Source organism: Nocardioides panaciterrulae (assembly GCF_013409645.1).
Taxonomy (GTDB): Bacteria; Actinomycetota; Actinomycetes; order Propionibacteriales; family Nocardioidaceae; genus Nocardioides; species Nocardioides panaciterrulae.
The window spans coordinates 1,452,026-1,478,161 of sequence record NZ_JACCBG010000001.1; the positions used below are offsets into that span (position 1 = coordinate 1,452,026).

Consider the following 26,136-nt stretch of genomic DNA (forward strand, 5'->3'; position numbering starts at 1 on the left):
GACCGTACGACACGCGATGCCCCGGTGGGTCCCACAACGCCGCACCCCTCAACTCGCCGTCTTCCCACGCCAGGTCCGCGCATCCGGGAGCGGCATGAACGTGTGCGGCCAGCGCTCGGAACATCCGGACGTCGCGGTCCCCGGCGGGTAGCAGCCACCGGACCACTGGGTCGGCCGCGAACGCCGTTGCCAACGTCTCGGCCACGACGACGCGCTCCCGAGCACACGCGGCCCTAACCTCCATCACGGTCGGAGCCTAAGGTGCCGGCCGGCAAGGTGCAGGCGGGTTGCTGTCGTCCACGCCGAAACCCACCACCGAGTCGTGCCCGACCCCTGCCTCATGCCGCGACCCCGACTCGCGGCTCACGGGCTCTCGACCGGGCGAGCTGACGCAACGTTGTCGCGATGCAGGCCACTTGGAGCCAGCCGGTCGCCGAGGTGGTGGTGTTCTCGAACGACTTCGCCAAGCGGTGCGAGCGGCCGAGGCGCCCGTGCGCGACCTCGACGCGCCAGGCGTGTCGGATGGGTCGGAAGACCGGCTGCTTGTCGTCCCACCCGACGCGGCGGACCTCGAGGTCGTGGCGCTTCCCGATATTGCGGGCGGCCGCCGCGGTGACGCCGCGGTCCACCAGAACAAGCTCGAGCCGGCCAGTGACGCCCTGCTCGGCCAGGTGCCCCAGCATCAGTTCGCTGGCTCGATTCTCGTGGGTAGAAGCGGGCACGACCAGCGCGCCCACCGGGAGACCGGTCACGTCCACGGCCACGACGCGCTTGGCACCGTTGGTGCGGCCGTACGGTCCGCCACGGTCGTGGAAGGTGAACCCACCATTCGAAGCGCCCCGGGCCAGGTGCGTGTCGATCACCACCATCGAGGGAACTTCCTCCGCCCGACCACCCGCCTCACGCGCGGCCGCATGCAACACCGTCAGCGCACGCGCCCACGTGCCATTGCGCGACCAGCGGCGGAACTGCGACCACACCCGGGTCCACGGCCCGAACGACTGCGGGAGATAGCGCCACTGGCAACCGGTCTGCGCGATGTACAACATCGCGTCCACCACGGCACGCAGATCATCGGCATGCTTGCGGCCCCGCTTGCCCGGCGCGTGGAACACCGGCTCCAGCAGTTCCCACTGCTCGTCGGTCAGGTCACTTGGATAGGACATGCCCCGCACGGTGACGACACAGCCCACCACGGCAATAGGGACACACCCAGTGAGGACGGCTCGGCCGGGGGTCGGGACGACGCCCCGGAGCGGGCCGCCGGCCAGGTCTCTAGGATTGCGGTCATGACCCAGCAGCCGTTCAGCCGCCCCGGCGCGATCGACCTCTCGGCCCTCAAGCGCCCCGCCCAGTCGCCGCCCTCAGCCGGCGGCCCCGCCGCGGGCCCGACCGGTGCCCCCGGGACCGCCCCCACCGGCGGCGGTACGGCGTACTCGGTCGACATCGACGAGCAGAACTTCCAGGCCACCATCGAGGCGTCGATGACCGCGCCGGTGCTGCTGGTGTTCTACTCGCGCACCCGGATGCCCGAGAGCGGCCAGCTCGCCGACGACCTGCGCTCGCTCTCCGACGAGTTCGAGGGCCGCTTCCTCGCGGGCCTCGTCGACATCGACGCGGCGCCCTCGATCGCGCAGGCGATGCAGATCCCCTCCATCCCGCTGGTGGTCGCGGTCCTCGACGGGCGCCCGGCGCCGCTGTTCCAGGACGTGCTCCCGCTGGAGGAGCTGCGCACCGCGCTCACGACCGTCCTGCAGCAGCTCACCGCGCAGGGCATGGCCGGGCGCCACCAGCCCCGGTCCGCGGCTCCCGAGGCAGCGGGCGAGGACGGCGAGGCGGTCGACCCGCGGTACGCCGCGGCGCAGGACGCGCTCGGCGACGGCGACATCGACCGCGCGGTCGCGGAGTACCAGAAGCTCGTCGACGCCAACCCCGCCGACACCGAGGCCGCCGCCGGCCTGGCGATGGCCAAGGTGCTCCTGCGCACCCGCGGCGTGGACCTGCAGCAGGCGCGGGAGGCGGCCGCCGCCCGGCCCGACGACGTCGCGGCGCAGACCATGGTCGCCGACCTCGACATGCTCGGCGGCCACGTCGACGACGCGTTCGACCGGCTGGTCGACGTGATCCGGCGCACCTCCGGCGCCGACCGCGACCAGGCGCGCGAGCACCTGCTCGCGCTCTTCGGGGCGGTCGGCAACGACGACCCGCGGGTCCTCCGCGGCCGTCAGAACCTCGCCTCTGCGCTGTTCTGAGGCGAGCAGCGGCCGGCGAGGCACGAGCCGGCCGCGTGGGCTCGACCAGGTTGAGCAAGCACCGCGACCGAGCCTGCGAGGTCGCGACGTGCGCGTCGAAACCCGGTGCCCGGGGCGTGCTCAGCTGGCGCCGCCCAGCGCGGCGCGCCCGGCCTCGAGCCGGGCGATCGGCACCCGGAACGGCGAGCAGCTGACGTAGTCCAGCCCCACCTCGTGGAAGAAGTGGATCGACGCGGGGTCGCCGCCGTGCTCGCCGCAGATGCCGAGGTGCAGGTCCGGGCGCACCTCGCGGCCCTTCTCGACCGCGGTGCGCACCAGCGCCCCGACGCCCTCGACGTCGAGAGACTCGAACGGCGAGACCGGGAAGACCCCCTGCTCGAGGTAGGGGCCGAAGAACGACGCCTCGACGTCGTCGCGCGAGAAGCCCCAGGTCATCTGGGTCAGGTCGTTGGTGCCGAAGGAGAAGAACTCGGCCGCGCCGGCGATCTGGTCCGCCGTGAGCGCGGCCCGCGGCAGCTCGATCATGGTGCCGACCCGGAAGGACACGTTCACGCCCGTCTCCTCCTCGACCACCGCGGCCACCTCCTCGATCCGGCGCTTGACCAGTTCCAGCTCCCGCACCGACGCCACGAGCGGGATCATGATCTCCGGCCGGGGGTCGCCGCCCTGCTCGAGCCGGGCCGCGGTCGCCTCCAGGATCGCCCGGGCCTGCATCGTGAACAGCTCGGGGATGACGATCCCCAGGCGCACGCCGCGCAGCCCCAGCATCGGGTTCTGCTCGTGCAGCCGCCGGACCGCCTCGAGCAGCTTGCGCTCCCGCTTCTTGCGGTGGCCGCGGGTGTCGGCGAGAGCCATGGCCACCGAGAGCTCGGTGAAGTCGGGGAGGAACTCGTGCAGCGGCGGGTCGATCAGCCGGATCGTCACCGGCAAGCCGTCCATCGCCTCGAGGATCTCCGTGAAGTCCTGCCGCTGCAGGGGGAGCAGCGCCTGCAGCGCCTTGTGCTGCCCCTTCGCGTCGTCGGCGACGATCAGGTTCTCCACCAGCTCGCGCCGCTCGCCGAGGAACATGTGCTCGGTGCGGCACAGCCCGATGCCCTGGGCGCCGAACCGGCGCGCCCGGGCGGCGTCGGGGGCGGTGTCGGCGTTGGCGCGCACCGCGAGCCGGCGTACGCCGTCGGCGTGCTCCATCAGCCGCCGGACCGCGTCCACGACCGGGTGGTCGAGCTGCTCACCCTCGAAGTAGCGCACCACCGCGGAGTCGGCCACCGGGACGGCGCCGTCGAACACCTCGCCGGTGCTGCCGTCGATGGAGATCACGTCGCCCTCGCGGACGGTCTTGCCGCCGCGCACGGTGAACTGGCCGCTCTTGGCGTCCACGTCGAGCGCCTCCGCGCCGCACACGCAGGTGCGGCCCATGCCGCGCGCGACCACGGCGGCGTGCGAGGTCTTGCCGCCCCTGCTGGTGAGGATGCCCTTGGCGACCATCATCCCGTGCAGGTCGTCGGGGCTGGTCTCCTTGCGGACCAGGATCACGTCCTCGCCCTGCTCGGCCCACTCCACCGCGGTGTCCCAGTCGAAGACCGCCTTGCCGACCGCGGCGCCGGGGGAGGCGTTCATGCCCTTGGCGAGCAGGGTGCGCTCCGCGGCGGGGTCGAACCGCGGGAACAGCAGCTGCGCGAGCTGGGCGCCGGTGACCCGGCCCAGCGCCTCGTCCATGTCGATCAGGCCCTCGTCGGCCATGCCGACCGCGATCCGGTACGCCGCCTCCGGGGTGCGCTTGCCGACCCGGGTCTGCAGCATCCACAGCTTGCCGCGCTCGATGGTGAACTCGATGTCGCACATGTCGCGGTAGTGGTCCTCGAGGGTCTTCATGATCGCCAGCAGGCCGTCGTGCGAGGACTTGTCGATCTCCTCGAGGTCGGCCAGCGCCACGGTGTTGCGGATGCCCGCGACCACGTCCTCGCCCTGGGCGTTCTGCAGGTAGTCGCCGTACTCGCCCTGGGCGCCGGACGCGGGGTCGCGGGTGAAGGCGACCCCCGAGCCGGAGTCCATCCCGCGGTTGCCGAAGACCATCGCCTGGATGTTGACCGCCGTGCCGCCGCCCTCCGGGATCCGCTCCTGGCGGCGGTAGAGCACGGCGCGGTCGGTGTTCCAGGAGTCGAACACCGCGCGCATCGCCAGCTCGAGCTGCTCGCGCGGGTCCTGGGGGAACGGCCGGCCGGCGTGCTCCGCGATGAGCTTCTGGTAGGCCTCGACGAGGTCACGCAGGTCGTCGGCCTCGAGCCCGAGGTCGTCGGTGGTGCCGCGGCGGTCCTTGGCCCGGTCGAGCTCCTCGGAGAAGAGCTCGTCGTCGAGCCCGAGCACGGTGGTGCCGAACATGCCGAGCAGCCGGCGGTAGGAGTCCAGGGCGAACCGCTCGTCGTCGCTCTGCGTGGCCAGGCCGTGCACGGACTCGTCGTTCAGGCCGACGTTGAGGACCGTCTCCATCATCCCGGGCATGGAGTGCGCCGCCCCCGAGCGGACCGAGACCAGCAGCGGGTCGGTCGGGTCACCGAGCCGGCGTCCCATCGCCTCCTCGAGGCGGGCGAGGTGCTCGTCGATCTCCTCGGCGAGCCCGTCGGGCAGGTCCTGGGCGCGGAGGTAGGCGTTGCACGCCTCGGTGGTGATCGTGAACCCCGGCGGGACCGGCAGCCCGAGGTTGGTCATCTCGGCGAGGTTGGCCCCCTTCCCGCCGAGCAGCTCCTTCTGGTCCTTGTTCCCCTGCGCGAAGTCGAAGACGTAGGTGCTCACAGGGCATCTGTACCCGGTTCGCGCCGTTTTTGGCAGGGGCCTGCGGGACTAGATCCCGGACTCGGTGTACGTCGCGGCCCCGGATCCGCCCGCGACGCGGCCCAGCGCCGACCGGATCCGGCGCGCGGTGAAGTCGGCGCAGCGCTTCTCGACCTGCTCGATCGTGCAGAACTCGGCGGCGCTGATCTCGCGGGTCTGCTTGACGACCCGCTCCAGGAGCGCGGGGTCGTGGACGCCGCCGTCGAAGACCAGGCACAGGGCGTCGTCCCACCCGCTCCACGGCGGCAGCCAGTCGGTGAGCAGCAGGTTGCCGGCCTCGATGACCAGCCCGAGCTCCTCCTCGACCTCGCGGGCCACGGCCAGCTGCGGTGACTCGCCGACCTCGACCACGCCCCCGGGCAGGTCCCAGTCCTGCTTGTAGGTCAGCTGGCACAGCAGCACCCGGTCGTCGTGGTCGCGCAGCAGCATCTGGCTGATCGCGCGCTTGCGGGGCAGGAAGGAGTTCAGCAGGGCGCGGAAGCCCTCCGGCTCGTGCGCGGGGGCGTCGGTGGCGAGCCGGGCGTAGACGATCCGGTCGACGGTCCGGCCGGCCACGGTGACACCGCGCATCACGCCCTCGCGCCGCAGCCCGGCCCAGGTGGCCACCCGCTGGCCGAGCTCGTCGTCGGGGGAGACCAGGGCCTCGACCCGGGGGTGCGCGGCCAGCGCCCCCTCGACCTCTCGGCGCACGACGTCGACCGCGGCGGTGAACCCCTCGTCGTGCAGGTCGGGGACCCACTCGATCCGCGCGACGCCGTCGGCCACGGTCGAGACGGTGGTGGGCTGGTCGGTCACGGTTCCACCCTAACGAGCCCGCGGGCGCCCGGCCGGACGGGCGTCAGTCCCGCCGGCGCAGCCACACGGTGGCCAGCGGCGGTACGACGAGCTCGGCGTACGCCGGCTGTCCCGACCAGTCGCCCTCGACGGCCGTGACCGCGCCCATGTTGCCGACCCCGGAGCCGGTGTAGGACTCGGCGTCGGTGTTGACGACCTCCTCCCAGACCCCGGCGGAGGGCAGCCCCAGCCGGTAGCCCTCGTGGGGGACCGCGGCGAAGTTCGACACGCAGACCAGGTCCGGGCCCGAGGAGCCGCGGCGGATGAACGAGAAGACGTTGCGGTTGGCGTCGTTGGCGTCGATCCACTGGAACGTGCCGGGCTCGTTGTCCCGCGACCACGCGGCCGGCGTCTCGGCGTAGACGCGGTTGAGGTCGCGCACCAGCGACTGCACGCCGCGGTGCTCGGGGTGGTCGAGCAGCCACCAGTCCAGCTCGCGGGCCTCCGCCCACTCCGACTCCTGGCCCATCTCCGCGCCCATGAACAGCAGCTGCTTGCCCGGGTGGGCCCACATGAAGCCCAAGTAGGCACGCAGGTTGGCCAGCTGCTGCCACCGGTCGCCGGGCATCTTGCGCAGCAGGGACCCCTTGCCGTGCACCACCTCGTCGTGGCTGATCGGCAGCACGTAGTTCTCCGACCACGCGTAGACGAGGGAGAACGTCAGCTCGCCGTGGTGGTAGGTGCGGTGCACCGGCTCGTGCTGCATGTAGGCCAGCGAGTCGTGCATCCAGCCCATGTTCCACTTGAAGCCGAACCCGAGGCCGCCCTCGGAGGTAGCGCGCGTGACGCCCTCCCAGGAGGTCGACTCCTCGGCGATCGTGATCGCGCCGGGGACCCGCTTGTAGACGGTGCCGTTCATCTCCTGGAGGAACTGCATGGCCTCGAGGTTCTCCCGCCCGCCGTGGACGTTCGGCGTCCACTGGCCGGGCTCGCGGGAGTAGTCGAGGTAGAGCATCGAGGCGACCGCGTCCACCCGCAGCCCGTCGACGTGGAACTCCTCGAGCCAGTAGAGGGCGTTGGCGACCAGGAAGTTGCGGACCTCGCGGCGCCCGAAGTTGAACACGTAGGTGCCCCAGTCGGGGTGCTCCCCGCGCGAGGGGTTGGGGTCCTCGTAGAGCGGCGTGCCGTCGAAGCGGGCCAGCGCGAACTCGTCCTTGGGGAAGTGCGCCGGCACCCAGTCCACGATCACGCCGATCCCGGCCTGGTGCAGCCGGTCGACCAGCAGTCGGAAGCCGTCGGGGTCGCCGAACCGCGCGGTCGGGGCGAAGTACGACGTGACCTGGTAGCCCCAGGACCCGCCGAACGGGTGCTCCATCACCGGCAGGAACTCCACGTGGGTGAACCCGAGGTCGGTGAGGTAGGGCACCAGGTGGTCGGCCAGGTCGGCGTAGGAGTACAGCCCGCCGCCGTGGTGCTTCTTCCACGAGCCCAGGTGCAGCTCGTAGACCGACATCGCCTCGTGGACGGGCTGCCTGGTCGGGCGGGCGGTCATCCACTCCTCGTCGCCCCAGGTGTAGGAGGACTCGAAGACCACCGAGGACGTCGCCGGCGGCACCTCGGTGTGGTAGGCCATCGGGTCCGCCTTCTCCCGCCACTGGCCGTCGGCGCCGAGGATCACGAACTTGTAGCCGGTGCCGCTGCCGGCGCCCGGGACGAACAGCTCCCACACCCCGGAGCTGCCGAGCTGGCGCATCGGGTGCTCGCGGCCGTCCCAGCTGTTGAACGAGCCCTTCACCCGCACGCCGCGCGCCGACGGCGCCCAGACCGCGAACGACGTGCCGCTGATGGTCTCGCCCAGCGGCGTGCGGTAGTGCTGCACGTGCGCGCCGAGCACGTCCCAGAGCCGCTCGTGCCGGCCCTCGTTGATCAGGTGCAGGTCGACCTCGCCCAGCGTGGGCAGGAAGCGGTAGGGGTCGTCGAGCTCGTGCGGCTCCCCGTCGTAGGCCACCGAGAGGCGGTAGTCGGGCACCTCGGCCATCGGCAGCACGCCGGACCAGATGCCCTCGTGCTCGTGGTGCAGCGGGGTCTCGACGCGGCCCTCGGGGCCGTCGTGGAGCACGACGACGCGCGAGGCGAGCGGCTTGAGGACACGGACGGTGACGCCGCCGTCGTGGGGGTGGGCCCCGAGCACGCCGTGGGGGTCGCCGTGGGCGCCCCGAACGAGCAGGTCGAGCTCCTCGACGGGGACGGGCTTCACGGTGGGGGTGCTGGTCATGACACTCCGATCCTCGCGACGGCCTCGAGTGGGATGCCCACCCAGGACGGACGGTTGCGCGTTTCGTAGACGGTCTCGTAGACGGCCTTGTCGGCGACGTACGCCGCGAGCAGCGTCTCCTCGGCCGACGTCAGGTCCCGCCCGGAGGCGTAGGCGGTCAGGAAGGCGGTGCGGTTGCGCTCGGCCCACTCCGCGGCCCGGTAGGCGCGCTGCTCGGTGGCCCCGTCGCCGTCGTCGTCCCAGGTGCGCTCCACGACCCGCGGGGCGTAGTCGAAGGAGCGCAGCATGCCGGCGACGTCGCGCCAGGGCGAGTCGGGCAGCATCCGCTCGGTCAGCGGCTTGGCGGGCTCGCCCTCGAAGTCGACGATCTTCCAGCCGCGCACGGTGCGCAGCGTCTGGCCCAGGTGCAGGTCGCCGTGCACGCGCTGGACCACGACCTCGTCGAGCCCGCGCAGTGCGTCGAAGGCGCGGCGCAGGTCCGCGGCGTGCGGCTCCAGGCCGGGTACGACGGGGAGCGCCTCGTCGAGCCGCCGGTCCATGGCGTCGGCCAGCCCGACCAGGTCCGCCCGGGTGCGCCGCTCGGTCCCGAAGTGCTCGGCCAGGCTGTGGTGGACCTCGGCCAGCGCCTGGCCCAGCCGGGCGGACTCGCCGGCGAAGTCGCCGCCGACCTCGTCGGCACGCAGGTCGCCCTCGGCGAAGAGGTTGCGCACGCTGGCCAGCGCGAGCTCCCAGCCGTCGGTGGCGGTGCGCAGGAACTGCTGCAGCATGGCCAGGTGCAGGACGTCGTCGCCGGTCTCGCCCTCGGCGCCCAGCGCCGGGCACTCCAGCCAGCCGTAGAGGGCCGGCACGTGCTCGCTGCCGGCGCGGGTGAGCACCTCGTGGACGGCGATGTCGGGGTTGACCCCCGGGGTGATCCGGCGGAACACCTTGAGCAGGGAGTCGTCGCCGAACGCGACCGAGGAGTTGGACTGCTCGCCGCTGAACAGCGTCGAGCGGCTCTCCAGGTCGAGCTCGTGGCCCGGCATCCGGTGGAACCGCAGGGGACCCTCGGGCGGGTCGGCGAACGAGCGCAGCCAGCAGGCCATCGCCTCGCGGTCGTGGACCGCGTCGTAGACGTGGCTGGGGCCGAACTCCTCGTCGGTCCAGGCCCCGACCAGCGCGTGCTCCAGCCGCTCCTGCGGCTCGGCGTAGAACGCCAGCGGGAGCTGGTAGTAGTCCTCCGGGCCGCCGTCGTCGTAGCCGATCGTCACCAGCTCCAGGGCGACCCGCGGGCCCTCGGGCACGCAGCCCGGGACCTCGCCGAGCCGGCGGCTGCCGGTGACGCGGAACGGCCGTCCCTTGCCGCCGAACCAGCGTGCCTTCCCCACGTAGGCCGCCAGGAGCTCCAGCGGCCGGGCCTCGGGTGTCTGGTCGGCAGGCGTCACAGGGCAGCTCCCTCGTCGGTCTCCGGTGCGGTCAGTCTGAACCAGTAGAAGCCGTACCCACCCAGCGTGAGGAGATACGGCAGCTCGCCGATCGGGGGGAAGGGCACGCCGCCGAGCAGCTCGACCGGCACCATCGCCTCCCAGCGGCGCAGGTCCAGCTCGACCGGCTGCGGGAACCGGGAGAGGTTGTTCACGCAGATGATCACGTCGCGGCGCCCGTCGTCGCCCTCGTGCTCGCGGGCGTAGGACAGCACGCTCGGGTTCGAGCCCCCCAGGTCGACGAACGAGCCGAGCCCGAAGGCGTCGTGGCGGCGCCGGGCCTGGATCATCCGCCGGGTCCAGTGCAACAGCGAGGAGGAGTTCTCCAGCTGCGCCTCGACGTTGACCGCCTGGTAGCCGTAGACCGGGTCCTGGATCGCCGGCAGGTGCAGCTTGCCGGGGGTGGCCGAGGAGAAGCCGGCGTTGCGGTCCGGCGTCCACTGCATCGGGGTCCGGACGCCGTCCCGGTCACCGAGCCAGATGTTGTCGCCCATCCCGATCTCGTCGCCGTAGTAGAGGACCGGGGAGCCGGGCAGCGAGAGCAGCAGCGCGGTGAACAGCTCCATCTGGTTGGTGTCGTTGTCGAGCAGCGGCGCCAGCCGCCGGCGGATGCCGATGTTGGCCTTCATCCGGGGGTCCTTGGCGTACTCGCCCCACATGTAGTCGCGGTCCTCGTCGGCGACCATCTCCAGGGTCAGCTCGTCGTGGTTGCGCAGGAAGATGCCCCACTGGCAGCCGTGGGGGACCGGCGGGGTCTGCTCCAGGATCTCCGAGATCGGGAAGCGGGACTCCCGGCGCACCGCCATGAAGATGCGCGGCATCACCGGGAAGTGGAAGCACATGTGGCACTCGTCGCCGCCGGACTCGAAGTCGCCGAAGTAGTCCACGACGTCGGCCGGCCACTGGTTGGCCTCCGCCAGCAGCACCCGGCCCGGGTAGTTCTCGTCGACGAAGCGACGGACCTTCCTCAGCAGCTCGTGGGTCTCCGGCAGGTTCTCGCCGTTGGTGCCCGGGCGCTCGTAGAGGTAGGGCACCGCGTCGAGGCGGAACCCGTCGAGGCCCATGTCGAGCCAGAACGCCAGCGCCTCGAAGATCGCGTCGTGGACCTTCGGGTTGTCGAAGTTGAGGTCGGGCTGGTGGGCGAAGAACCGGTGCCAGTAGTACTGCTGGCGGACCGGGTCCCAGGTCCAGTTCGACGGCTCGGTGTCGACGAAGATGATCCGCGCGTCCTGGTAGAGGTCGTCGGTGTCGGACCAGACGTAGAAGTCGCCGTACGGCCCGTCGGGGTCCTCCCGGCTGGCCTGGAACCAGGGGTGCTGGTCGCTGGTGTGGTTCATGACGAAGTCGATGATCACGCGGATGCCGCGCTTGTGGGACTCGTCGAGGAAGTGGTGGAAGTCCTCCACCGACCCGCACTCGGGAAGGATGTTGGTGTAGTCGGCGACGTCGTAGCCGCCGTCGCGCAGCGGCGAGGTGAAGAACGGCGGCACCCACAGGCAGTCCACCCCGAGCCACTGCAGGTAGTCGAGCTTCTCGGTGAGCCCCCGGAAGTCACCGGTGCCGTCCCCGTTGGAGTCGCGGAAGGACCGCACCAGGACCTCGTAGAAGACCGCGGTCTTGAACCAGTCGGGCGTGCTGCCGACGGTGTCGGGGAACGGGTCGGTCTCGGTGTCGCCGGCAGGGGTCTGGCTGGTCGAGACGTCCGTCAACGGGGGCTCCTCACGGTCAGGATGTGCGCGGGTTCGTGCGCCGGGTCGAGGCGCACGTAGTTGTGCTGGCTCCAGCTCCAGTCGTCGTGGGTCAGCTCGTCGTGCACGACGAACGAGTCGCCCCACGCCAGGCCCAGGGCCGGCAGGTCGAGGTGGACCGTGGTCTCGCGGGCGGCGTGCGGGTCGGTGTTGACCACGACGACCACGGTGTCGCGCCGGCCGTCGTCGAGCTGCCGGGTCTTGGAGAACACCAGGACGTTCTCGTCGTCGCTGTGGTGGACGTGCACGTTGCGCAGCAGCTGCAGCGCCGGGTGCTGCCGCCGGATCTCGTTGAGCCGGGTGAGGTACGGCGCGAGCGTGCGTCCCTCCCGCTCCGCGGCGTCCCAGTCCCGGATCCGGATCTGGTACTTCTCGGAGTCGAGGTACTCCTCGCTGCCCGGTTTGACCGCCACGTGCTCGTAGAGCTCGTAGCCGGCGTAGACGCCCCAGCTGGGCGAGCCGGTCGCCGCGATCGCCGCGCGGATCTTGAAGGCGGCCGGGCCGCCGTACTGCAGGTAGGCGTGCAGGATGTCGGGGGTGTTGACGAAGAAGTTCGGTCGCATCAGGTGGTCGGACTCGCTCGCCAGCTCGCGCAGGTAGTCCTCGAGCTCCCACTTGGCGTTGCGCCAGGTGAAGTAGGTGTAGGACTGGTGGAACCCGACCGCGCCCAGCGCGTGCATCATCGCCGGGCGGGTGAACGCCTCGGACAGGAACAGCACGTCGGGGTCGGTGCGGCGGACCTCCTTGAGCAGCCACTCCCAGAACGCCACGGGCTTGGTGTGCGGGTTGTCGACGCGGAAGATCCGCACGCCGTGGGACATCCACAGCCGGACCACCCGCAGCACCTCGCGGCAGATGCCGACCGGGTCGTTGTCGAAGTTGACCGGGTAGATGTCCTGGTACTTCTTGGGCGGGTTCTCGGCGTGCGCGATGGTGCCGTCGGCGCGGGTGGTGAACCACTCGGGGTGCGAGGTCACCCAGGGGTGGTCGGGCGCGGCCTGCAGCGCCAGGTCGATCGCCACCTCCAGCCCGAGCTCATGGGCGTGCGCCACGAACGCGTCGAAGTCCTCGAAGGTGCCGAGCTCGGGGTGGATCGCGTCGTGGCCGCCGTGCCGGGAGCCGATCGCCCAGGGCGAGCCGGGGTCCTCGGGACCGGGCGTCAGGGTGTTGTTCGGGCCCTTGCGGTTGACCTCGCCGATCGGGTGCACCGGCGGCAGGTAGATCACGTCGAAGCCCATCGCGGCCACGGCGTCCAGCCGCTTGGCCGCGGTGCGGAAGCTGCCGCTGGTGACCTTGCCGCTCGCCGGGTCCAGGGTGGCGCCCTCGGAGCGGGGGAAGAACTCGTACCAGCTGCCGAACAGTGCGCGCGGCCGGTCGGCGTACGCCGGGTAGGGCCCCTCGACCGTGACCAGCTCGCGCAGCGGGTTCGCCGCGAGCAGCTCGACGAGCCGGGGGTCCTGCAGCACCGCCAACCGGGCGCCGGTCGGCCGGTCGGGGTCGGCGGCGGCGTCCAGCGCCCCCTCGAGCACCTGCCGGGCCTCGGCGCGGCCGGCGGGGTCGAGCTGGTCGCGGACCCGCTCGAGCAGCAGCCGGCCCTCGGTGAACATCAGCTCGACGTCGACGCCGGCGGGGATCTTCAGCCCGGCGGCGTGCTGCCAGGTCGCGACCGGGTCCGACCAGGCCTGCACCTCGAAGGTCCACGCACCACCGGCGTCGGGGGTCACCCAGGCCTCGTAGCGGTCGGGGACCTCGGGGTGCTTGACCATCCGAACGGGGTCGCGGCGGCGCCCGTCGGGACCGGTCAGGACCACCTCGGCGCCGAGCTTGTCGTGGCCCTCGCGGAAGACCGTCGCCGAGACCGGGAACGGCTCGCCGACCGCCGCCTTGGCCGGCTGACGACCCAGATCGACCACGGGCATGACGTTCATGACGGGAATGCGTCCGACCATGTCCCCACACTTTCGAATCGCTCCCGGCCGCGCAAGCGGGGGAGGTACCGGCGACCACCAGGTGGGCTGCCCGTCCGAGTCCACCTGGCGCCACCGTGCCCGCTGCGGGCGGTCGCCACACCTCTCGCGGCCCACCGGTCTGAGGGACTCGGGGGATCGCCGCCGGGATGTTGTGCGGATCACGCCGGGTCACAGGTGCGGCGAAACCTTGGATCGATCCAAGAAATCGCGCTACCTTCCTCCGGTGCGCGCAATTCGACGATTCACTGTCCGCCCCGTCCTGCCGCCGGCCCTGGCCGCGCTGGGGGACCTGGCGGGCAACCTGAGGTGGTCCTGGCACCCGGAGACGCAGGACGTCTTCGCGGCGGTGGACCCGGTCCTGTGGGACACGACGGGGCGCGACCCCGTGAAGCTGCTCGGTGCGGTCGGCCGGTCCCGGCTCGAGGAGCTGGCCGGCGACCAGGGCTTCCTGCGGCGGCTGGGCGAGGCCCGGGAGGACCTCGAGCGCTACCTGACCGGCGACCGCTGGTTCCAGCGGCGCTGGGCCGGCGAGGGCGGTCCCCGGGCGATCGGCTACTTCTCCCCGGAGTTCGGCATCACCGCGGTGCTGCCGCAGTACTCCGGCGGCCTCGGCATCCTGGCCGGTGACCACCTGAAGGCGGCCAGCGACCTGGGCATCCCGATCACCGGGGTCGGCCTGCTCTACCGCCACGGGTACTTCGAGCAGTCGCTCTCCCGCGAGGGCTGGCAGCAGGAGACCTACCCGGTGCTCGACCCCGACGGGCTGCCCATCTCGCTGCTGCGCGAGCAGGACGGCTCGGGGGCCCTGGTCGCCATCGCGCTGCCCGACGGCCCCGACCTGCTGGCCCGCATCTGGGTCGCCCACGTCGGCCGGGTGCCCCTGCTGCTGCTCGACTCCGACGTCGAGGGCAACCCCGACCACTACCGCGACGTGACCGACCGCCTGTACGGCGGCAACAGCGAGCACCGGCTGCGCCAGGAGCTGCTGCTCGGCGTCGGTGGCGTGCGGGCGCTCCGCGCCTACTCGCGCATCACCGGGGCCCCCGCCCCCGAGGTGTTCCACACCAACGAGGGCCACGCCGGGTTCCTCGGCCTCGAGCGGATCCGCGAGCTCACGGTGGAGGAGACCGGGCCCCGCCTCGACTTCGACACCGCGCTCGAGGTCAGCCGCGCCTCCACCGTCTTCACCACCCACACGCCGGTGCCGGCGGGCATCGACCGCTTCCCGCGCACCCTGGTCGCGCAGCACTTCAGCGAGGCCGGCGCGACCCCGGGTGTCCCGGTCGAGCGGATCCTCACGCTCGGCACCGAGGACTACGAGGGCGGCGACCCGTCGGTCTTCAACATGGCCGTGATGGGCTTCCGGCTCGCCCAGCGCGCCAACGGCGTCTCGCAGCTCCACGGCCACGTCAGCCGGGGCATGTTCAACGGCCTGTGGCCCGCCTTCGACGAGGCCGAGGTGCCGATCGGCTCGATCACCAACGGGGTGCACGCCCCGACCTGGGTGGCGCGCGAGGTCTTCGAGCTCGCCGTGGCCCACGGTGCCGACCGCGAGAGCGACGTCCCCGACAGCTTCCTGGCCACGGTCGACAAGATCCCCGGCGCGGAGGTCTGGGCGGTCAAGCGCCGGCTGCGTGAGCACCTGGTCGCGGACGCCCGCCGCCGCCTGACCGCGTCGTGGGAGAAGCGCGGCGCCGCGAGGGCCGAGCTGGGCTGGATCGACAACGCCCTGGACCCCGACGTGCTCACGATCGGGTTCGCGCGTCGCGTCCCGTCGTACAAGCGGCTCACGCTGATGCTGCGCGACCCGGAGCGCCTGAAGCGCCTGCTGCTCGACCCCGAGCGCCCGGTGCAGCTGGTCATCGCCGGCAAGTCCCACCCCGCCGACGACGGGGGCAAGAAGCTGATCCAGGAGATGGTGCGCTTCGCCGACGACCCGGAGGTCCGCCACCGCATCGTCTTCCTGCCCAACTACGACATCGCGATGGCCCAGCCGCTCTACCCGGGCTGCGACGTCTGGCTGAACAACCCGCTGCGCCCCTACGAGGCGTGCGGCACCTCCGGCATGAAGGCCGCCCTGAACGGCGGGCTGAACCTCTCGATCCTCGACGGCTGGTGGGACGAGTGGTTCGACGGCAACAACGGCTGGGCGATCCCGTCCGCCGACGGTGTCGAGGACCCCGACCGTCGCGACGACCTCGAGGCGACCGCGCTCTACGACCTGATCGAGAACGAGATCGCGCCGCGGTTCTACGACATCGACGGCGAGGGGGTGCCGACCCGCTGGCTGGAGATGGTCCGCCACACGCTGAAGTCGCTCGGCCCCAAGGTGCTGGCGACCCGGATGGTGCGTGACTACGTGCGCGAGCTCTACGCCCCGGCCGCGGGCAACGCCCGTCGCCTGAACTCCGACTTCCACGGCGCGGCCGAGCTCGCCGCGTGGAAGAAGAAGGTGCGCGGCGCCTGGCCGGCGGTCCGGGTCGAGCACGTGGAGAGCAGCGGCGTCGGCGACGCCCCCGAGGTCGGCGACGTGATGAGCGCCCGGGCGTTCGTGGCGCTGGGCGACCTCTCGGCCGACGACGTCGACGTGCAGCTGCTGCACGGGCGCATCGACAGCGCCGACCAGCTCACCGGGACGGTCGCGGAGTCGCTGACGCTCGCCGAGAGCTACGAGGGCGGACGGCACCGCTTCGACGGGGACGTCACCCTCGACCACAGCGGCCCGTTCGGCTACACGGTCCGCGTGATCCCGCGCAACGACCTGCTCACCTCGGCCGCCGAGCTCGGCGTGGTGGCGCTGCCGTGACCACGGCCCGTCGTACGACGGGATGAGCACGCACGAAGGCCGGTCCGGACCCCAGGGTCCGGACCGGCCTTCTGCGTGCGGCGGGGCCGGTCAGGTCTCGCGGATCACCACGACGCTGCGCGAGGCCACGGTGATCCGGTCCCCGGCCTTGACCGAGGTGCCCGCCGGCAGCGCGGGGTCGGTGGACAGCACGACCTCGCCGGCCTGCACCCAGACGTTCTCGGGGATCTCGAGCGCCGCCGGGTCGGCCGCGGAGTTGAGGTAGATCAGGAACGACTTGTCGACCTGCTGCTCGCCGCGCGGCCCGGGGGAGCGCAGCGGCTTGCCGGACACGAACATCGCGACGACCCGCAGGCTCTCGTCGTGCCAGTCGTCGGCGGTCATCTCCCGGCCGCTCGGGTGCAGCCAGGTCAGGTCCTTCGGGCCGCCCAGGATCGCCGGCCGGCCCTCGAACCAGTGGCGCTGCCGCAGCGCCGGGTGCTCGCGGCGCAGCCGCAGGGCCTCCCGGGTGACCTCGTAGACGTCCAGCCAGGCGTCGTCGGGCCTCCAGTCGATCCAGGAGATCTCGTTGTCCTGGCTGTAGGCGTTGTTGTTGCCGCGCTGGGTGCGGCCGCGCTCGTCACCGGCGGTGATCATCGGGACGCCGTTGGACAGGCACAGGGTGGCCATCAGGTTGGCCGCCTGCCGACGGCGCAGCGCGACGATCTCCCGGTCGTCGGTCTCGCCCTCGACACCGTGGTTCCAGGAGCGGTTGTGGTCGGCGCCGTCGCGGTTGTGCTCGCCGTTGGCCTCGTTGTGCTTGCGGTCGTAGGAGACCAGGTCGCGCAGCGTGAAGCCGTCGTGGGCGGTCACGAAGTTCAGCGAGTTGTACGGCGAGCGGCCGTCGTCGGCGTAGAGGTCCGAGGAGCCCGCCAGCCGGGTGGCGACGGTGTGGACGCCGGAAGAGTGACCGCGCCAGAAGTCGCGGATGGTGTCGCGGTACTGGTCGTTCCACTCCACCCACGGCGGCGGCATGCCGCCGACCAGGTAGCCGTCCATCGAGGCGTCCCACGCCTCGGCGATCAGCTTCACGTGCCGCAGGATCGGGTCCTGGCCGATGGCGATCAGCAGCGCGCAGTCCATGTCGACCTCGTCGCCGGTCCGGGTGAGCGCGGACATCAGGTCGAAGCGGAAGCCGTCCACGTGCATCTCGGTGACCCAGTAGCGCAGCGAGTCGAGGATCATTCGGAGCGCGAGCGGGTCGGAGGAGTTGACGGTGTTGCCGCAGCCGGTGACGTCCCAGTAGGTGTCGTCGAAGACCGGCGTCCCGGTCTTCGGGTCCAGGGCGGGCTGCACCCGCTTGTAGAAGCCGCGGTCGTCGAGGCCGCGGAAACACAGCGTCGGGCCCTCCCGGCCGGCCTCCGCGGTGTGGTTGTAGACCACGTCGAGGATCACCTCGAGGCCGGCCTCGTGCAGCGCCCGGACCATCTGCTTGAACTCGGTGACCTGCCCCCCGCGGTCCCCGGCGGAGGAGTAGGCGTGGTGGGGGGCGAAGTAGCCGATCGAGTTGTAGCCCCAGTAGTTGGTGGCCCCGCGGCTGACCAGCGCGGTCTCCGGGACGAACTGCTGCACCGGCAGCAGCTCGACCGCCGTCACGCCCAGCTCGCGCAGGTAGTCGGTCACCGCGGGGACGGCGAGGCCGGCGTACGTCCCGCGCAGCTGCTCGGGCACCCGGTCGTGCAGCGCGGTCATGCCCTTGACGTGCATCTCGTAGATGACGGTGTCGCGCCACCGGCGGCGCATCGGCCGGTCGCCGCCCCAGTCGAAGTCGTCGTGGACCACCACGCTGCGCGGCACGTGCGGCGCGGAGTCCTCGCGGTTGGGCTCCTCCGGCCGGTCCGGGACGTAGCCGAAGACCGACGGGTGCGGGGAGAGCTCGCCCGACACCGCCCGGGCGTAGGGGTCGAGCAGCAGCTTGTCGGGGTTGAACCGCAACCCCTCCGCAGGTGCCCACGGGCCGGCCACCCGGTAGCCGTAGCGGGTGCCGACCGCGACCCCGGGCAGCGCGCCGTGCCAGATGCCCAGCGACCGCTCGGTGAGCTGGTGCCGGGACTCCACACCGTCCTCGTCGAAGAGGCACACCCAGGCCCGGGTCGCCGCCGGCGCATAGACGGCGAAGTTGGTCGACTCCTCCGACCAGTCCGAGCCGAGCGGGTAGTTCCGGCCCGGCCACACCGAGGCCGTCTGGCCGAGGTGGCTCCACATCCCTGGGGTCACCCGGCCCATTCTCCACGATCGGGTGCCCCCGGCCGCACCGCCGGTTTGGCCGCGGCGTGGCTGTGAATAATGCCGGGTGGGCCCGCCCGCCGGCGGCCCCGATCGTCAGACGAAGGAGCGAGGACCCGATGGGTGAGTTTGTGCGGCTCGAGGTCGCCGACGGGGTGGGCACGATCCGGCTCGACCGGCCGAAGATGAACGCGATCAGCATCCAGGTCCAAGACGAGCTGCGCGAGGCGGCCGCCGAGGCCGCCGAGCGCGACGACGTCAAGGCCGTCGTGCTGTACGGCGGGGAGCGGGTCTTCGCCGCCGGCAACGACGTCAAGGAGATGGCGACGATGTCGCACATCGACATGGTCAAGCGGTCGGGGCCGCTGCAGGCGGCGGTCACCGCGGTCGCCCGGATCCCCAAGCCCGTCGTCGCGGCGGTCACCGGCTACGCGCTCGGCGGCGGCTGCGAGCTGGCCCTCGCCGCCGACGTGCGGTTCGTCGCCGACAACGCCGTGCTCGGCCAGCCCGAGGTGCTGCTCGGGATCATCCCCGGCGCCGGCGGCACCCAGCGGCTGGGCCGGTTGGTGGGCCCGAGCCGCGCCAAGGACATCATCTTCACCGGCCGGTTCGTGAAGGCCGAGGAGGCGCTCGCGATCGGGATGGTGGACCGGGTGCTCCCCGCGGACCGGGTCTACGACGAGGCGGTGGCGTGGGCCACGCAGTTCAGCGGGGCCGCGTCGTACGCGATCCGGGCGGCGAAGGAGTGCGTCGACCGCGGCCTGGAGACCGACCTCGAGACCGGCCTGGAGATCGAGCGGCAGCAGTTCGCCGCCCTGTTCGCCACCGAGGACCGGGCCACCGGTATGCGATCCTTCGTCGAGGACGGGCCTGGCAAGGCCGTCTTCAGGGGGCGTTGATGAAGCGGAGGGCCGAGGTGTCGGAGAGGGCCGATCGGCGGTCGTCGTCCGGGGCGCGGGTCGCGAAGGTCCGGGTCCAGGTGGCGCGCCTGCTGTGGCTGCTGTGTGCGCTGGCCGCGCTGTTCCTGGCCGTCGGGGCGCTGCTGATCGCGGTGGACGCCAACCCGCACAACGCGCTGGTGCAGTTCGTGCTCGACGTCGCCGACAAGCTCGACGTCGAGGTGTTCTCCCGCACCGCCGGCATCAAGCACTTCACCGGTCACGACGCCGCGACCAAGAACGCCCTGGTCAACTGGGGGCTCGCGGCCGTGGCGTGGCTGGTCGTGGGCCGCATCCTCGACCGCGTGGTCCGTCCCTGACCCCCACCCAGGGCCGGCCGGGGCCGGCCGGGGGCCGGGCCGGTTGTGACTGACCCCACCGCCCCGGGCGGTTCTCCCGAGATTGACCCACTAGTAACCTCGCCACACACACCGAGTGCACAGGAGGGGCCGTAGCGGCCACACCACCATGAACATTGTTGTCTGTGTGAAGTACGTGCCCGACTCCACTGCCGACCGGCAGTTCGAGTCGGACAACACCGTCGATCGCGAGGGCGTGGACGGGCTGCTGTCGGAGCTCGACGAGTACGCCGTCGAGCAGGCGCTCCAGCTCAAGGAGAAGGCCGGTGACGACACCACCGTCACCGCCCTGACCGTGGGTCCGGAGAAGGCCACCGACGCGGTCCGCAAGGCCCTGCAGATGGGTGCCGACGCGGGCGTCCACGTCACCGACGAGGCGATCGCGGGGTCGGACTACGTCGCGACCTCGCTGGTGCTGGCCAAGGCCATCGAGAAGTTCGGTGAGGAGAAGCCCGTCGACCTGGTCGTGTGCGGCATGGCCTCCACCGACGCCTCGGGCTCGGTGGTGCCGGCGATGCTGGCCGAGCGCCTCGACCTGCCGCAGGTCACCTTCGCCTCGGTCATCGAGACCCAGGGCGACCAGGTCCGCGTGAAGCGCGACGGCGACACCGCCACCGAGGTGATCGGCGGCACGATGCCGCTGGTGCTCTCGGTGACCGACCAGACCGGCGAGGCCCGCTACCCCTCGTTCAAGGGGATCATGGCGGCGAAGAAGAAGCCGGTCCAGACCTGGTCGCTCTCCGACATCGGCGTGGACCCCGAGCAGGTGGGCCTGTCGGTGGCCTGGACGCAGGTCGAGGACACCGCCGCCCGGCCGCCGCGCTCCGCCGGGGAGATCGTGACCGACGAGGACGGCTCGGGCGCGAAGGCGCTGGCCGACTTCCTCGCCTCCAAGAAGTTCATCTGAGGAGCTGATCGCAAGATGTCTGAAGTCCTGGTTGTCGTCGACCACGTCGACGGTGCGGTCCGCAAGCCGACGTACGAGCTCCTCACGATCGCCGGGCGTCTCGGCGAGCCGTCCGCGGTGTTCTTCGGCCCGGCCGAGAAGGCCGGCGAGGTCGCCGAGAAGGTGAAGAAGTACGGCGCGCAGAAGGTCTACGCCGTCGACGACGCGCAGATCAAGGGCTACCTCGTCGCCCCCAAGGCCGAGGCGCTCCAACAGCTCGCGGAGAAGACCTCGCCCGCCGCGATCCTGATCACCTCCTCCTACGAGGGCAAGGAGATCGCGGGCCGGCTGGCGATCAAGCTCGAGTCGGGCCTGATCACCGACGCCGTCGACGTCGAGGCCGACGGTGACACGCCGGTCACCACGCAGAGCGTGTTCGCGGGCAACTACACGGTCAAGGCGAAGGTCACCAAGGGCACGCCGATCATCACGGTCAAGCCGAACGCCGCCTCCCCGGAGGAGGCCGACGGCGCCGGCACGGTCGAGGAGTTCGCCGCGACCGTCTCGGACGCGGCGAAGCGGGCGCAGATCGTGGCCTCCCAGCCGCGCAAGGCCAGCGGACGCCCGGAGCTGACCGAGGCCGCGATCGTGGTCTCGGGTGGGCGCGGCACCGGCGGCAACTTCGAGCCGGTCGAGGGCCTGGCCGACGCGCTCGGCGCGGCCGTGGGCGCCTCGCGCGCCGCGGTCGACTCCGGCTGGATGCCGCACTCCTTCCAGGTCGGCCAGACCGGCAAGACCGTCTCGCCGCAGCTCTACGTCGCCAACGGCATCTCCGGTGCGATCCAGCACCGCGCCGGCATGCAGACCTCCAAGACCATCGTCGCGGTCAACAAGGACGAGGAGGCGCCGATCTTCGAGCTGGTCGACTTCGGTGTCGTCGGTGACCTGCACAAGGTGCTCCCCGCGCTGACCGAGGAGGTCACGCGGCGCAAGAACTAGGGGCAAAGGGCTGACCACTGCTCACCCGCCGGGACGTCATGCGGATCTTGGTCTTCGGACCTCGACCCGCATGACGTCCCGGTGATTTTCGGGTGCGGGTGGGTAAGGGACACCCATGAGCACCGTGCCCGAGCCCGCGCTGGCGACGCTGAGCCACGACCGGTTCTGGGAGCCGGGATGGATCTACGAGCGCAAGCTGGACGGCCAGCGGTGCCTCGCCGTCCGCGACTCCCGCGGGACGCGGCTCTACTCCCGGTCCGGACGCGACGTGACCGTCGCGTTCCCCGAGGTCGCCGAGGCGCTGGAGCAGCAGGCCGCGACCGACTTCGTGGTCGACGGCGAGATCGTGGCCTTCGAAGGGTCGCGGACCAGCTTCGCGCGGCTGCAGCCGCGGATCCACGTCAGCTCCGCGGCGAAGGCGCGCCGCAGCGGGGTGGCCGTGTGGCTCTACGCGTTCGACCTGCTGCAGGCCGACGAGGAGGACCTGACCGGGTTGCCGCTGCTGGAGCGCAAGCGGCGGCTGCGCGCGCTGCTCACGTGGGAGGACCCGGTGCGTTACACCCCGCACCGGGTGCACGCGGGGGAGGAGTGGTTCTCCGAGATCTGCCGCCGGGGCTGGGAGGGCCTGATCGCCAAGCGCGCGGACGCGGCGTACGCCACGGGTCGGACGGACCGCTGGCTGAAGTTCAAGTGCGAGGCCGGCCAGGAGCTCGTCGTGGTCGGCTGGACCGATCCGGAGGGCTCGCGGGTGGCGCTGGGTGCGCTGCTGCTGGGCCACTGGGACGGGACGGACCTGGTGTACGCCGGCAAGGTCGGCACCGGCTTCTCCCAGAAGGTGCTGCGGGAGCTGCACGAGCGCCTGGTCCCGCTCGAGCGTGACGACCCGCCCTGCACCCGCGGCGCCCTTCCGCGCGCGGGCGTGCACTGGGCCGAGCCGGAGCTGGTCGCGGAGATCGCGTTCACCGAGTGGACCAGGGCGGGCCAGCTGCGGCACCCCCGCTACCTTGGGCTGCGGACCGACAAGCCGGCGCGCGACGTCGTCCGGGAGGCGCGGTGAGCGGCGAGGTCGAGGGCGTCGAGGTCACCCACGCGGACAAGGAGCTGTTCCCGGCGGGGGACCGCGGGGCGGCGGTCACGAAGGAGGGCCTGGCCCGGTACTACGCCGACATGGCGGCCGTGATGCTGCCGCACCTGCGGGAGCGGCCAGTGAACATGCAGCGCTTCCCCGACGGCATCGAGGGCCCCGGGTTCTACGAGAAGAAGGTCCCCTCGCACTTCCCGGACCGGGTGGCCACCGTGGAGGTCGTGACCGCCGAGCGGCGACAACGGCAGGTGGTGGTCGACGACGTGCGCACGCTGGTCTACCTGGCCCAGCAGGCGTGCCTGACCCCGCACACGTGGCTCAGCCGCGTCGGCGACCTGGACCGGCCCGACCAGCTGGTCTTCGACCTCGACCCCTCGGTGGAGGGGCTGGCGGAGGTCCGCCGGGCGACCCGGCTGGTAGGGGAGATCCTCGACGAGCTCGGGCTCACGTCGTACCTCAAGACCACCGGCTCGCGCGGCTACCACGTGTTGGTGCCGCTGCGCGCGCAGGAGGGGTTCGACGAGGTGCGCGACTTCGCGAGGTCGGTCGCGTCGGTGCTGGTCGCCCGCGAGCCGGACCTGCTCACGCTGGAGCAGCGCAAGGACAGGCGCGGCGACCGGGTGTTCGTCGACGTGCTGCGCAACGGCTACGGGCAGACGGCGGTCCCGGCATACGCCGTGCGTGCGCGGCCGGGCGCCCCGGTCTCGACGCCACTGGAGTGGTCGGAGCTGTCACGGGTCGAGCCCGACCAGCACACGATCGGGTCGGTGCGCCGCCGGCTGGCGCAGCGCCCGGACCCGTGGGCCGACCTGCGACGGCACGCACAGGGCCTCGGCCGCGCGCGAGAGCGGCTCGCCGCGCTCACGTGAGGACTGCTACTCCTCGAGGTCCTCGTTGGTCCGCCCGCTCAGCACCGACTCCGGCTGGGTCTTCGCCGGCTTGCGCCGCCGGTCCGCGCCCTCGTCGTCGACCTTGACCAGCAGCCAGTTGCTGTCGTCGCCGCCCATCTTGGTGTGGGTCAGCGCGAAGGCCCCGGTGAGCTTCTGCCCGTGCAGGGCGACCTTGAGGTGGCCGCCGGCGAGCGCGTCCTCCAGGGCCAGCGGGGCGCCGTCCTTCTCGGTGAGGTTCTCCAGGTGCCCGGTGTCCCACACCACGACCGTGCCGGCGCCGTACCCCTGGTCGATCCGGCCCTCGAAGTCGGCGTAGTCCAGTGGGTGGTCCTCGGTGCGGGTGGCCAGCCGCTTGTCGCGCGGGTCCAGCGAGGGCCCCTTGGGCACCGCCCACGAGACCAGCGTCCCGCCGATCTCGAGGCGGAAGTCGAAGTGCAGGCTCGAGGCGTCGTGGCGCTGGACGACGAACACCGGGCCGTCCTCCGAGCCGCCGCTGCCCCGTCCGGACGGCTCGCCGGAGCGGTCGGTGTCGCGCTTGCGGCGGTACGCCGCGAGGTCGTCGGCCATGGCGTCCGGGTACCCGACGGGGGAGGCAGGCAAACGGCGGCCGCGGAGGGCGGGCTAGGGTCCACGCGTGGATGACGGATCAGCCATCGAGCGCCTGCTCGAGCGGTGTCGTCGGGGCATGCAGCGGGTCGCGCCGGCGGAGCTGGAGGGCGAGCTCGCCGCGGGCGCGCTGGTCGTCGACACCCGCCCGGTCGAGCAGCGCCAGCGCGACGGCGAGCTGCCAGGGGCCGTGGTGATCGACCGGAACGTGCTGGAGTGGCGGTTGGACCCGACTTCCCCCCACCGGATCCCCGAGGCGCGGGCGGGTCGCAAGGTCGTGGTGGTGTGCAACGAGGGCTACAGCTCCAGCCTGGCGGCACACACGCTCCGGCAGCTCGGACTGGTCGACGCCACCGATCTCGAGGGCGGGTTCCAGGCATGGGCGGCCCACTCACTCCCGTCGCGGTCGTGACCTGATCCACGCCTGTTCGACGCCGTGTCTGGGTGGGGGTCTGAACTCGGGTCGCCGGTCGGTGGGGTCGAGGCGGACCTGCCAGGGGGTGTGGTGGAGGACCCGGTGGTGGTGGCCACACAGCAGCACCAGGTTGGGCAGGGAGGTGGGGCCGCCGTCGGCCCAGTGGTGGATGTGGTGGGCCTGGCACATCACCGGTGGCCGGGTGCAGCCCGGGAACGCACAGTGCGCGTCGCGGCAGACCAGGGCGGTCCACAACGCGGCGGTGACCAGCCGGTTGGCCCGGCCCACGTCCAACACCTGCCCGCGGGTGCCGAGCACGACGGGGATCACGTCGGCGTCGCAAGCCAGCCGCCGCACCGCCCCGGGTGAGAGGTGGCCGCCATCCTCGGTGACCCCGCCGGGGCACCGGTAGCCGGCCAGCACCGCGGCGGTGGGGTCGGTCTCGCCGAGGCAGGTCCAGTCGATCCGCCCGGCCGGTGGTCTCAGTTGGGTGCGTAGGGACTCCAGGTCGGTGGTGACCGCCAGCCGGGGCCGGGCGCCGTGGCACTCGGGCGGCAGATCGGTGCCCAGCGCGTGCTGGGCGACCTGGACCAGGGCGTCCCACATCCGGGTGCCGTGGTCACGCGGGTCGGTCTGCACCTGCTCGTCGGGGTGGTCGGGGTCGAGGGCGGGGGCGGGCTTGGTCAGCGGCAGCAGGGCGGCCTTGAGGACCGCAGCGTCCTCCACGGTCCCGCGGCCCTTCAACCACGCCCCACCCGCACCGTCGTCGGTGATCGAGAGGAACCGGTGCAGGTGGGCGGCACGTTCCTCGCGGTCGAGCTTCTGCTGCTGGCGGCGTTCCTCGCCGTCTGGGTCGACCACCGCGGCGATCTTCTTGCCCACCACGGCCAGCGCGGTGGCATCCAGCCGGGTGGCCTCCGCCAGCAGCACCTGCTCGGCGCGAGCGCGCAGCGCCTCGTCGTGGGGCAGCGCGTCGACCGCGTCCACGATCACCGCCGCCTGCTCCGGCGACACCTCCCCACGACTCAACGCGGCATGGGTCGCGGTCCGCTCGCCCACGAGCACCGGGGCCTGGCGGACCGTGCGGTGCCCGATCGTGCGCTGCTGGCCGGCGGCGTGGGTGAACCAGTCGGCGGTCGATCCCCAGGCCAGCGTCTGCTTGGCGATCTTGCGGGCCTCCACCTCGGCCACTAGCGACGCCTCAAGCGCAGCGAGATGGGCGCGCAGCCGCTCCGCCTCGTGGACCGCCTCCACGATCTCCTCGGCCGGGCTCGCCGCCCACAACCGCGCGTCGAGCTGCCCGACCAGTACGTTGGCAGCCGCGACCACGCCGGCGGCACCGGTCGGTGCGAGGGGTGGCAGCTGCTCCATGGTTTGACCCAACCAGAGGCCACCGACACTCCGACCCCGTCAGAGGCGGTTGTTCACAGGCCTCAGGTCGCGAAGCGATAACGGCTTCGAGAGCCTCTCCATAACGGCGCGGCGGGGGTCTTGTACGTACGTGCGTACACCCCGGAGCGGACCTAGGACCGGCCGCCGAACCTCCCGGACGACCGTGAGCCGGGCAGCGACCGCGA

The 26,136-nt window shown here is 72.0% G+C and carries 19 protein-coding genes; 9 read left to right on the plus strand and 10 right to left on the minus strand.

Going from position 1 to position 26,136, the window contains the following annotated elements; all coding sequences use genetic code 11:
* Nucleotides 1–338: 338 nt before the first annotated feature.
* Entirely contained in the window at nucleotides 339–1,166 is an 828-nt protein-coding gene (locus BJZ21_RS06860) for an IS5 family transposase (protein WP_179663061.1), read from the minus strand.
* 123 nt (nucleotides 1,167–1,289) lie between these two features.
* Here BJZ21_RS06860 and BJZ21_RS06865 point away from each other — a divergent pair, with 123 nt between their 5' ends.
* Nucleotides 1,290–2,252 carry a tetratricopeptide repeat protein gene (locus BJZ21_RS06865; RefSeq protein ID WP_179663062.1) on the plus strand — a complete coding sequence of 321 codons (963 nt, stop codon included), beginning with the start codon at nucleotides 1,290–1,292 and terminating at the stop codon, nucleotides 2,250–2,252.
* 120 nt (nucleotides 2,253–2,372) lie between these two features.
* Here BJZ21_RS06865 and ppdK read toward each other — a convergent pair whose 3' ends face one another.
* The 6 genes from ppdK to BJZ21_RS06895 are packed head-to-tail and all read right to left on the minus strand — an operon-like array spanning nucleotide 2,373 to nucleotide 13,290.
* Nucleotides 2,373–5,042, minus strand: a complete 2,670-nt coding sequence (gene ppdK / locus BJZ21_RS06870) for a pyruvate, phosphate dikinase (RefSeq protein ID WP_179663063.1) — start codon at nucleotides 5,040–5,042, stop codon at nucleotides 2,373–2,375.
* Nucleotides 5,043–5,090: 48 nt separating this feature from the next.
* Entirely contained in the window at nucleotides 5,091–5,876 is a 786-nt protein-coding gene (locus tag BJZ21_RS20875; protein ID WP_179663064.1) for an NUDIX domain-containing protein, read from the minus strand.
* A gap of 43 nt (nucleotides 5,877–5,919) precedes the next feature.
* Nucleotides 5,920–8,130: a 1,4-alpha-glucan branching protein GlgB gene (gene glgB, locus BJZ21_RS06880; RefSeq protein WP_179663065.1), complete on the minus strand. Its 2,211-nt coding sequence runs from the start codon at nucleotides 8,128–8,130 to the stop codon at nucleotides 5,920–5,922.
* Nucleotides 8,127–9,554, minus strand: coding sequence for a maltokinase N-terminal cap-like domain-containing protein (locus BJZ21_RS06885; protein ID WP_179663066.1), 1,428 nt, complete (start codon nucleotides 9,552–9,554; stop codon nucleotides 8,127–8,129). The genes glgB and BJZ21_RS06885 overlap by 4 nt, the downstream gene beginning before the upstream one ends.
* Entirely contained in the window at nucleotides 9,551–11,302 is a 1,752-nt protein-coding gene (gene treS / locus BJZ21_RS06890; protein WP_218851358.1) for a maltose alpha-D-glucosyltransferase, read from the minus strand. Before treS ends, BJZ21_RS06885 begins: the two co-directional genes overlap by 4 nt.
* Nucleotides 11,299–13,290, minus strand: coding sequence for an alpha-1,4-glucan--maltose-1-phosphate maltosyltransferase (locus BJZ21_RS06895; protein WP_179663067.1), 1,992 nt, complete (start codon nucleotides 13,288–13,290; stop codon nucleotides 11,299–11,301). Before BJZ21_RS06895 ends, treS begins: the two co-directional genes overlap by 4 nt.
* A gap of 244 nt (nucleotides 13,291–13,534) precedes the next feature.
* Between BJZ21_RS06895 and glgP the strand changes: the two genes are divergently transcribed.
* Nucleotides 13,535–16,117 (plus strand): alpha-glucan family phosphorylase, encoded by a 2,583-nt coding sequence (gene glgP, locus BJZ21_RS06900; RefSeq protein WP_179663068.1) that lies wholly within the window; start codon nucleotides 13,535–13,537, stop codon nucleotides 16,115–16,117.
* A gap of 90 nt (nucleotides 16,118–16,207) precedes the next feature.
* Here glgP and glgX read toward each other — a convergent pair whose 3' ends face one another.
* On the minus strand, nucleotides 16,208–18,373 hold the full coding sequence (gene glgX / locus BJZ21_RS06905; protein WP_179663069.1) for a glycogen debranching protein GlgX: 2,166 nt from the start codon (nucleotides 18,371–18,373) through the stop codon (nucleotides 16,208–16,210).
* 128 nt (nucleotides 18,374–18,501) lie between these two features.
* Between glgX and BJZ21_RS06910 the strand changes: the two genes are divergently transcribed.
* The 6 genes from BJZ21_RS06910 to ligD (BJZ21_RS06935) all read left to right on the plus strand — a co-directional run bounded on the left by BJZ21_RS06910 (nucleotide 18,502) and on the right by ligD (BJZ21_RS06935) (nucleotide 23,517).
* Complete coding sequence (locus tag BJZ21_RS06910; RefSeq protein WP_179663070.1) at nucleotides 18,502–19,281, plus strand: enoyl-CoA hydratase/isomerase family protein; 780 nt, start codon at nucleotides 18,502–18,504, stop codon at nucleotides 19,279–19,281.
* A complete protein-coding gene (locus BJZ21_RS06915; protein WP_179663071.1) occupies nucleotides 19,281–19,640 on the plus strand; it encodes a hypothetical protein in 360 nt (119 codons plus the stop codon). The genes BJZ21_RS06910 and BJZ21_RS06915 overlap by 1 nt, the downstream gene beginning before the upstream one ends.
* Nucleotides 19,641–19,806: 166 nt before the next feature.
* A complete protein-coding gene (locus BJZ21_RS06920) occupies nucleotides 19,807–20,586 on the plus strand; it encodes an electron transfer flavoprotein subunit beta/FixA family protein (protein WP_343052002.1) in 780 nt (259 codons plus the stop codon).
* A gap of 15 nt (nucleotides 20,587–20,601) precedes the next feature.
* Complete coding sequence (locus BJZ21_RS06925) at nucleotides 20,602–21,564, plus strand: electron transfer flavoprotein subunit alpha/FixB family protein (RefSeq protein WP_179663073.1); 963 nt, start codon at nucleotides 20,602–20,604, stop codon at nucleotides 21,562–21,564.
* Between the two features lie 115 nt (nucleotides 21,565–21,679).
* On the plus strand, nucleotides 21,680–22,621 hold the full coding sequence (gene ligD / locus BJZ21_RS06930; RefSeq protein ID WP_179663074.1) for a non-homologous end-joining DNA ligase: 942 nt from the start codon (nucleotides 21,680–21,682) through the stop codon (nucleotides 22,619–22,621).
* Entirely contained in the window at nucleotides 22,618–23,517 is a 900-nt protein-coding gene (ligD, locus tag BJZ21_RS06935; protein WP_179663075.1) for a non-homologous end-joining DNA ligase, read from the plus strand. Before ligD (BJZ21_RS06930) ends, ligD (BJZ21_RS06935) begins: the two co-directional genes overlap by 4 nt.
* 6 nt (nucleotides 23,518–23,523) lie before the next feature.
* Here ligD (BJZ21_RS06935) and BJZ21_RS06940 read toward each other — a convergent pair whose 3' ends face one another.
* Nucleotides 23,524–24,105 carry a DNA polymerase ligase N-terminal domain-containing protein gene (locus tag BJZ21_RS06940; protein WP_179663076.1) on the minus strand — a complete coding sequence of 194 codons (582 nt, stop codon included), beginning with the start codon at nucleotides 24,103–24,105 and terminating at the stop codon, nucleotides 23,524–23,526.
* Between the two features lie 67 nt (nucleotides 24,106–24,172).
* Between BJZ21_RS06940 and BJZ21_RS06945 the strand changes: the two genes are divergently transcribed.
* Nucleotides 24,173–24,556, plus strand: coding sequence for a rhodanese-like domain-containing protein (locus BJZ21_RS06945; RefSeq protein WP_343052003.1), 384 nt, complete (start codon nucleotides 24,173–24,175; stop codon nucleotides 24,554–24,556).
* On the opposite strand, the gene BJZ21_RS06950 is transcribed toward BJZ21_RS06945, so the two are convergent.
* Nucleotides 24,536–25,930 carry an HNH endonuclease signature motif containing protein gene (locus BJZ21_RS06950; RefSeq protein ID WP_179663077.1) on the minus strand — a complete coding sequence of 465 codons (1,395 nt, stop codon included), beginning with the start codon at nucleotides 25,928–25,930 and terminating at the stop codon, nucleotides 24,536–24,538. The genes BJZ21_RS06945 and BJZ21_RS06950 overlap by 21 nt on opposite strands.
* Between the last annotated feature and the right edge of the window lie 206 nt (nucleotides 25,931–26,136).

Bases quoted from the DNA above. Each gene is read 5' to 3' on its own strand.
- BJZ21_RS06860 (WP_179663061.1), bottom strand. From the start codon at position 1,166: ATGTCCTATCCAAGTGACCTGACCGACGAGCAGTGGGAACTGCTGGAG.
- BJZ21_RS06865 (WP_179663062.1), top strand. From the start codon at position 1,290: ATGACCCAGCAGCCGTTCAGCCGCCCCGGCGCGATCGACCTCTCGGCC.
- glgB (WP_179663065.1), bottom strand. From the start codon at position 8,130: ATGACCAGCACCCCCACCGTGAAGCCCGTCCCCGTCGAGGAGCTCGAC.
- BJZ21_RS06895 (WP_179663067.1), bottom strand. From the start codon at position 13,290: ATGGTCGGACGCATTCCCGTCATGAACGTCATGCCCGTGGTCGATCTG.
- BJZ21_RS06910 (WP_179663070.1), top strand. From the start codon at position 18,502: ATGGGTGAGTTTGTGCGGCTCGAGGTCGCCGACGGGGTGGGCACGATC.
- BJZ21_RS06915 (WP_179663071.1), top strand. From the start codon at position 19,281: ATGAAGCGGAGGGCCGAGGTGTCGGAGAGGGCCGATCGGCGGTCGTCG.
- BJZ21_RS06925 (WP_179663073.1), top strand. From the start codon at position 20,602: ATGTCTGAAGTCCTGGTTGTCGTCGACCACGTCGACGGTGCGGTCCGC.
- ligD (WP_179663074.1), top strand. From the start codon at position 21,680: ATGAGCACCGTGCCCGAGCCCGCGCTGGCGACGCTGAGCCACGACCGG.
- BJZ21_RS06940 (WP_179663076.1), bottom strand. From the start codon at position 24,105: ATGGCCGACGACCTCGCGGCGTACCGCCGCAAGCGCGACACCGACCGC.
- BJZ21_RS06950 (WP_179663077.1), bottom strand. From the start codon at position 25,930: ATGGAGCAGCTGCCACCCCTCGCACCGACCGGTGCCGCCGGCGTGGTC.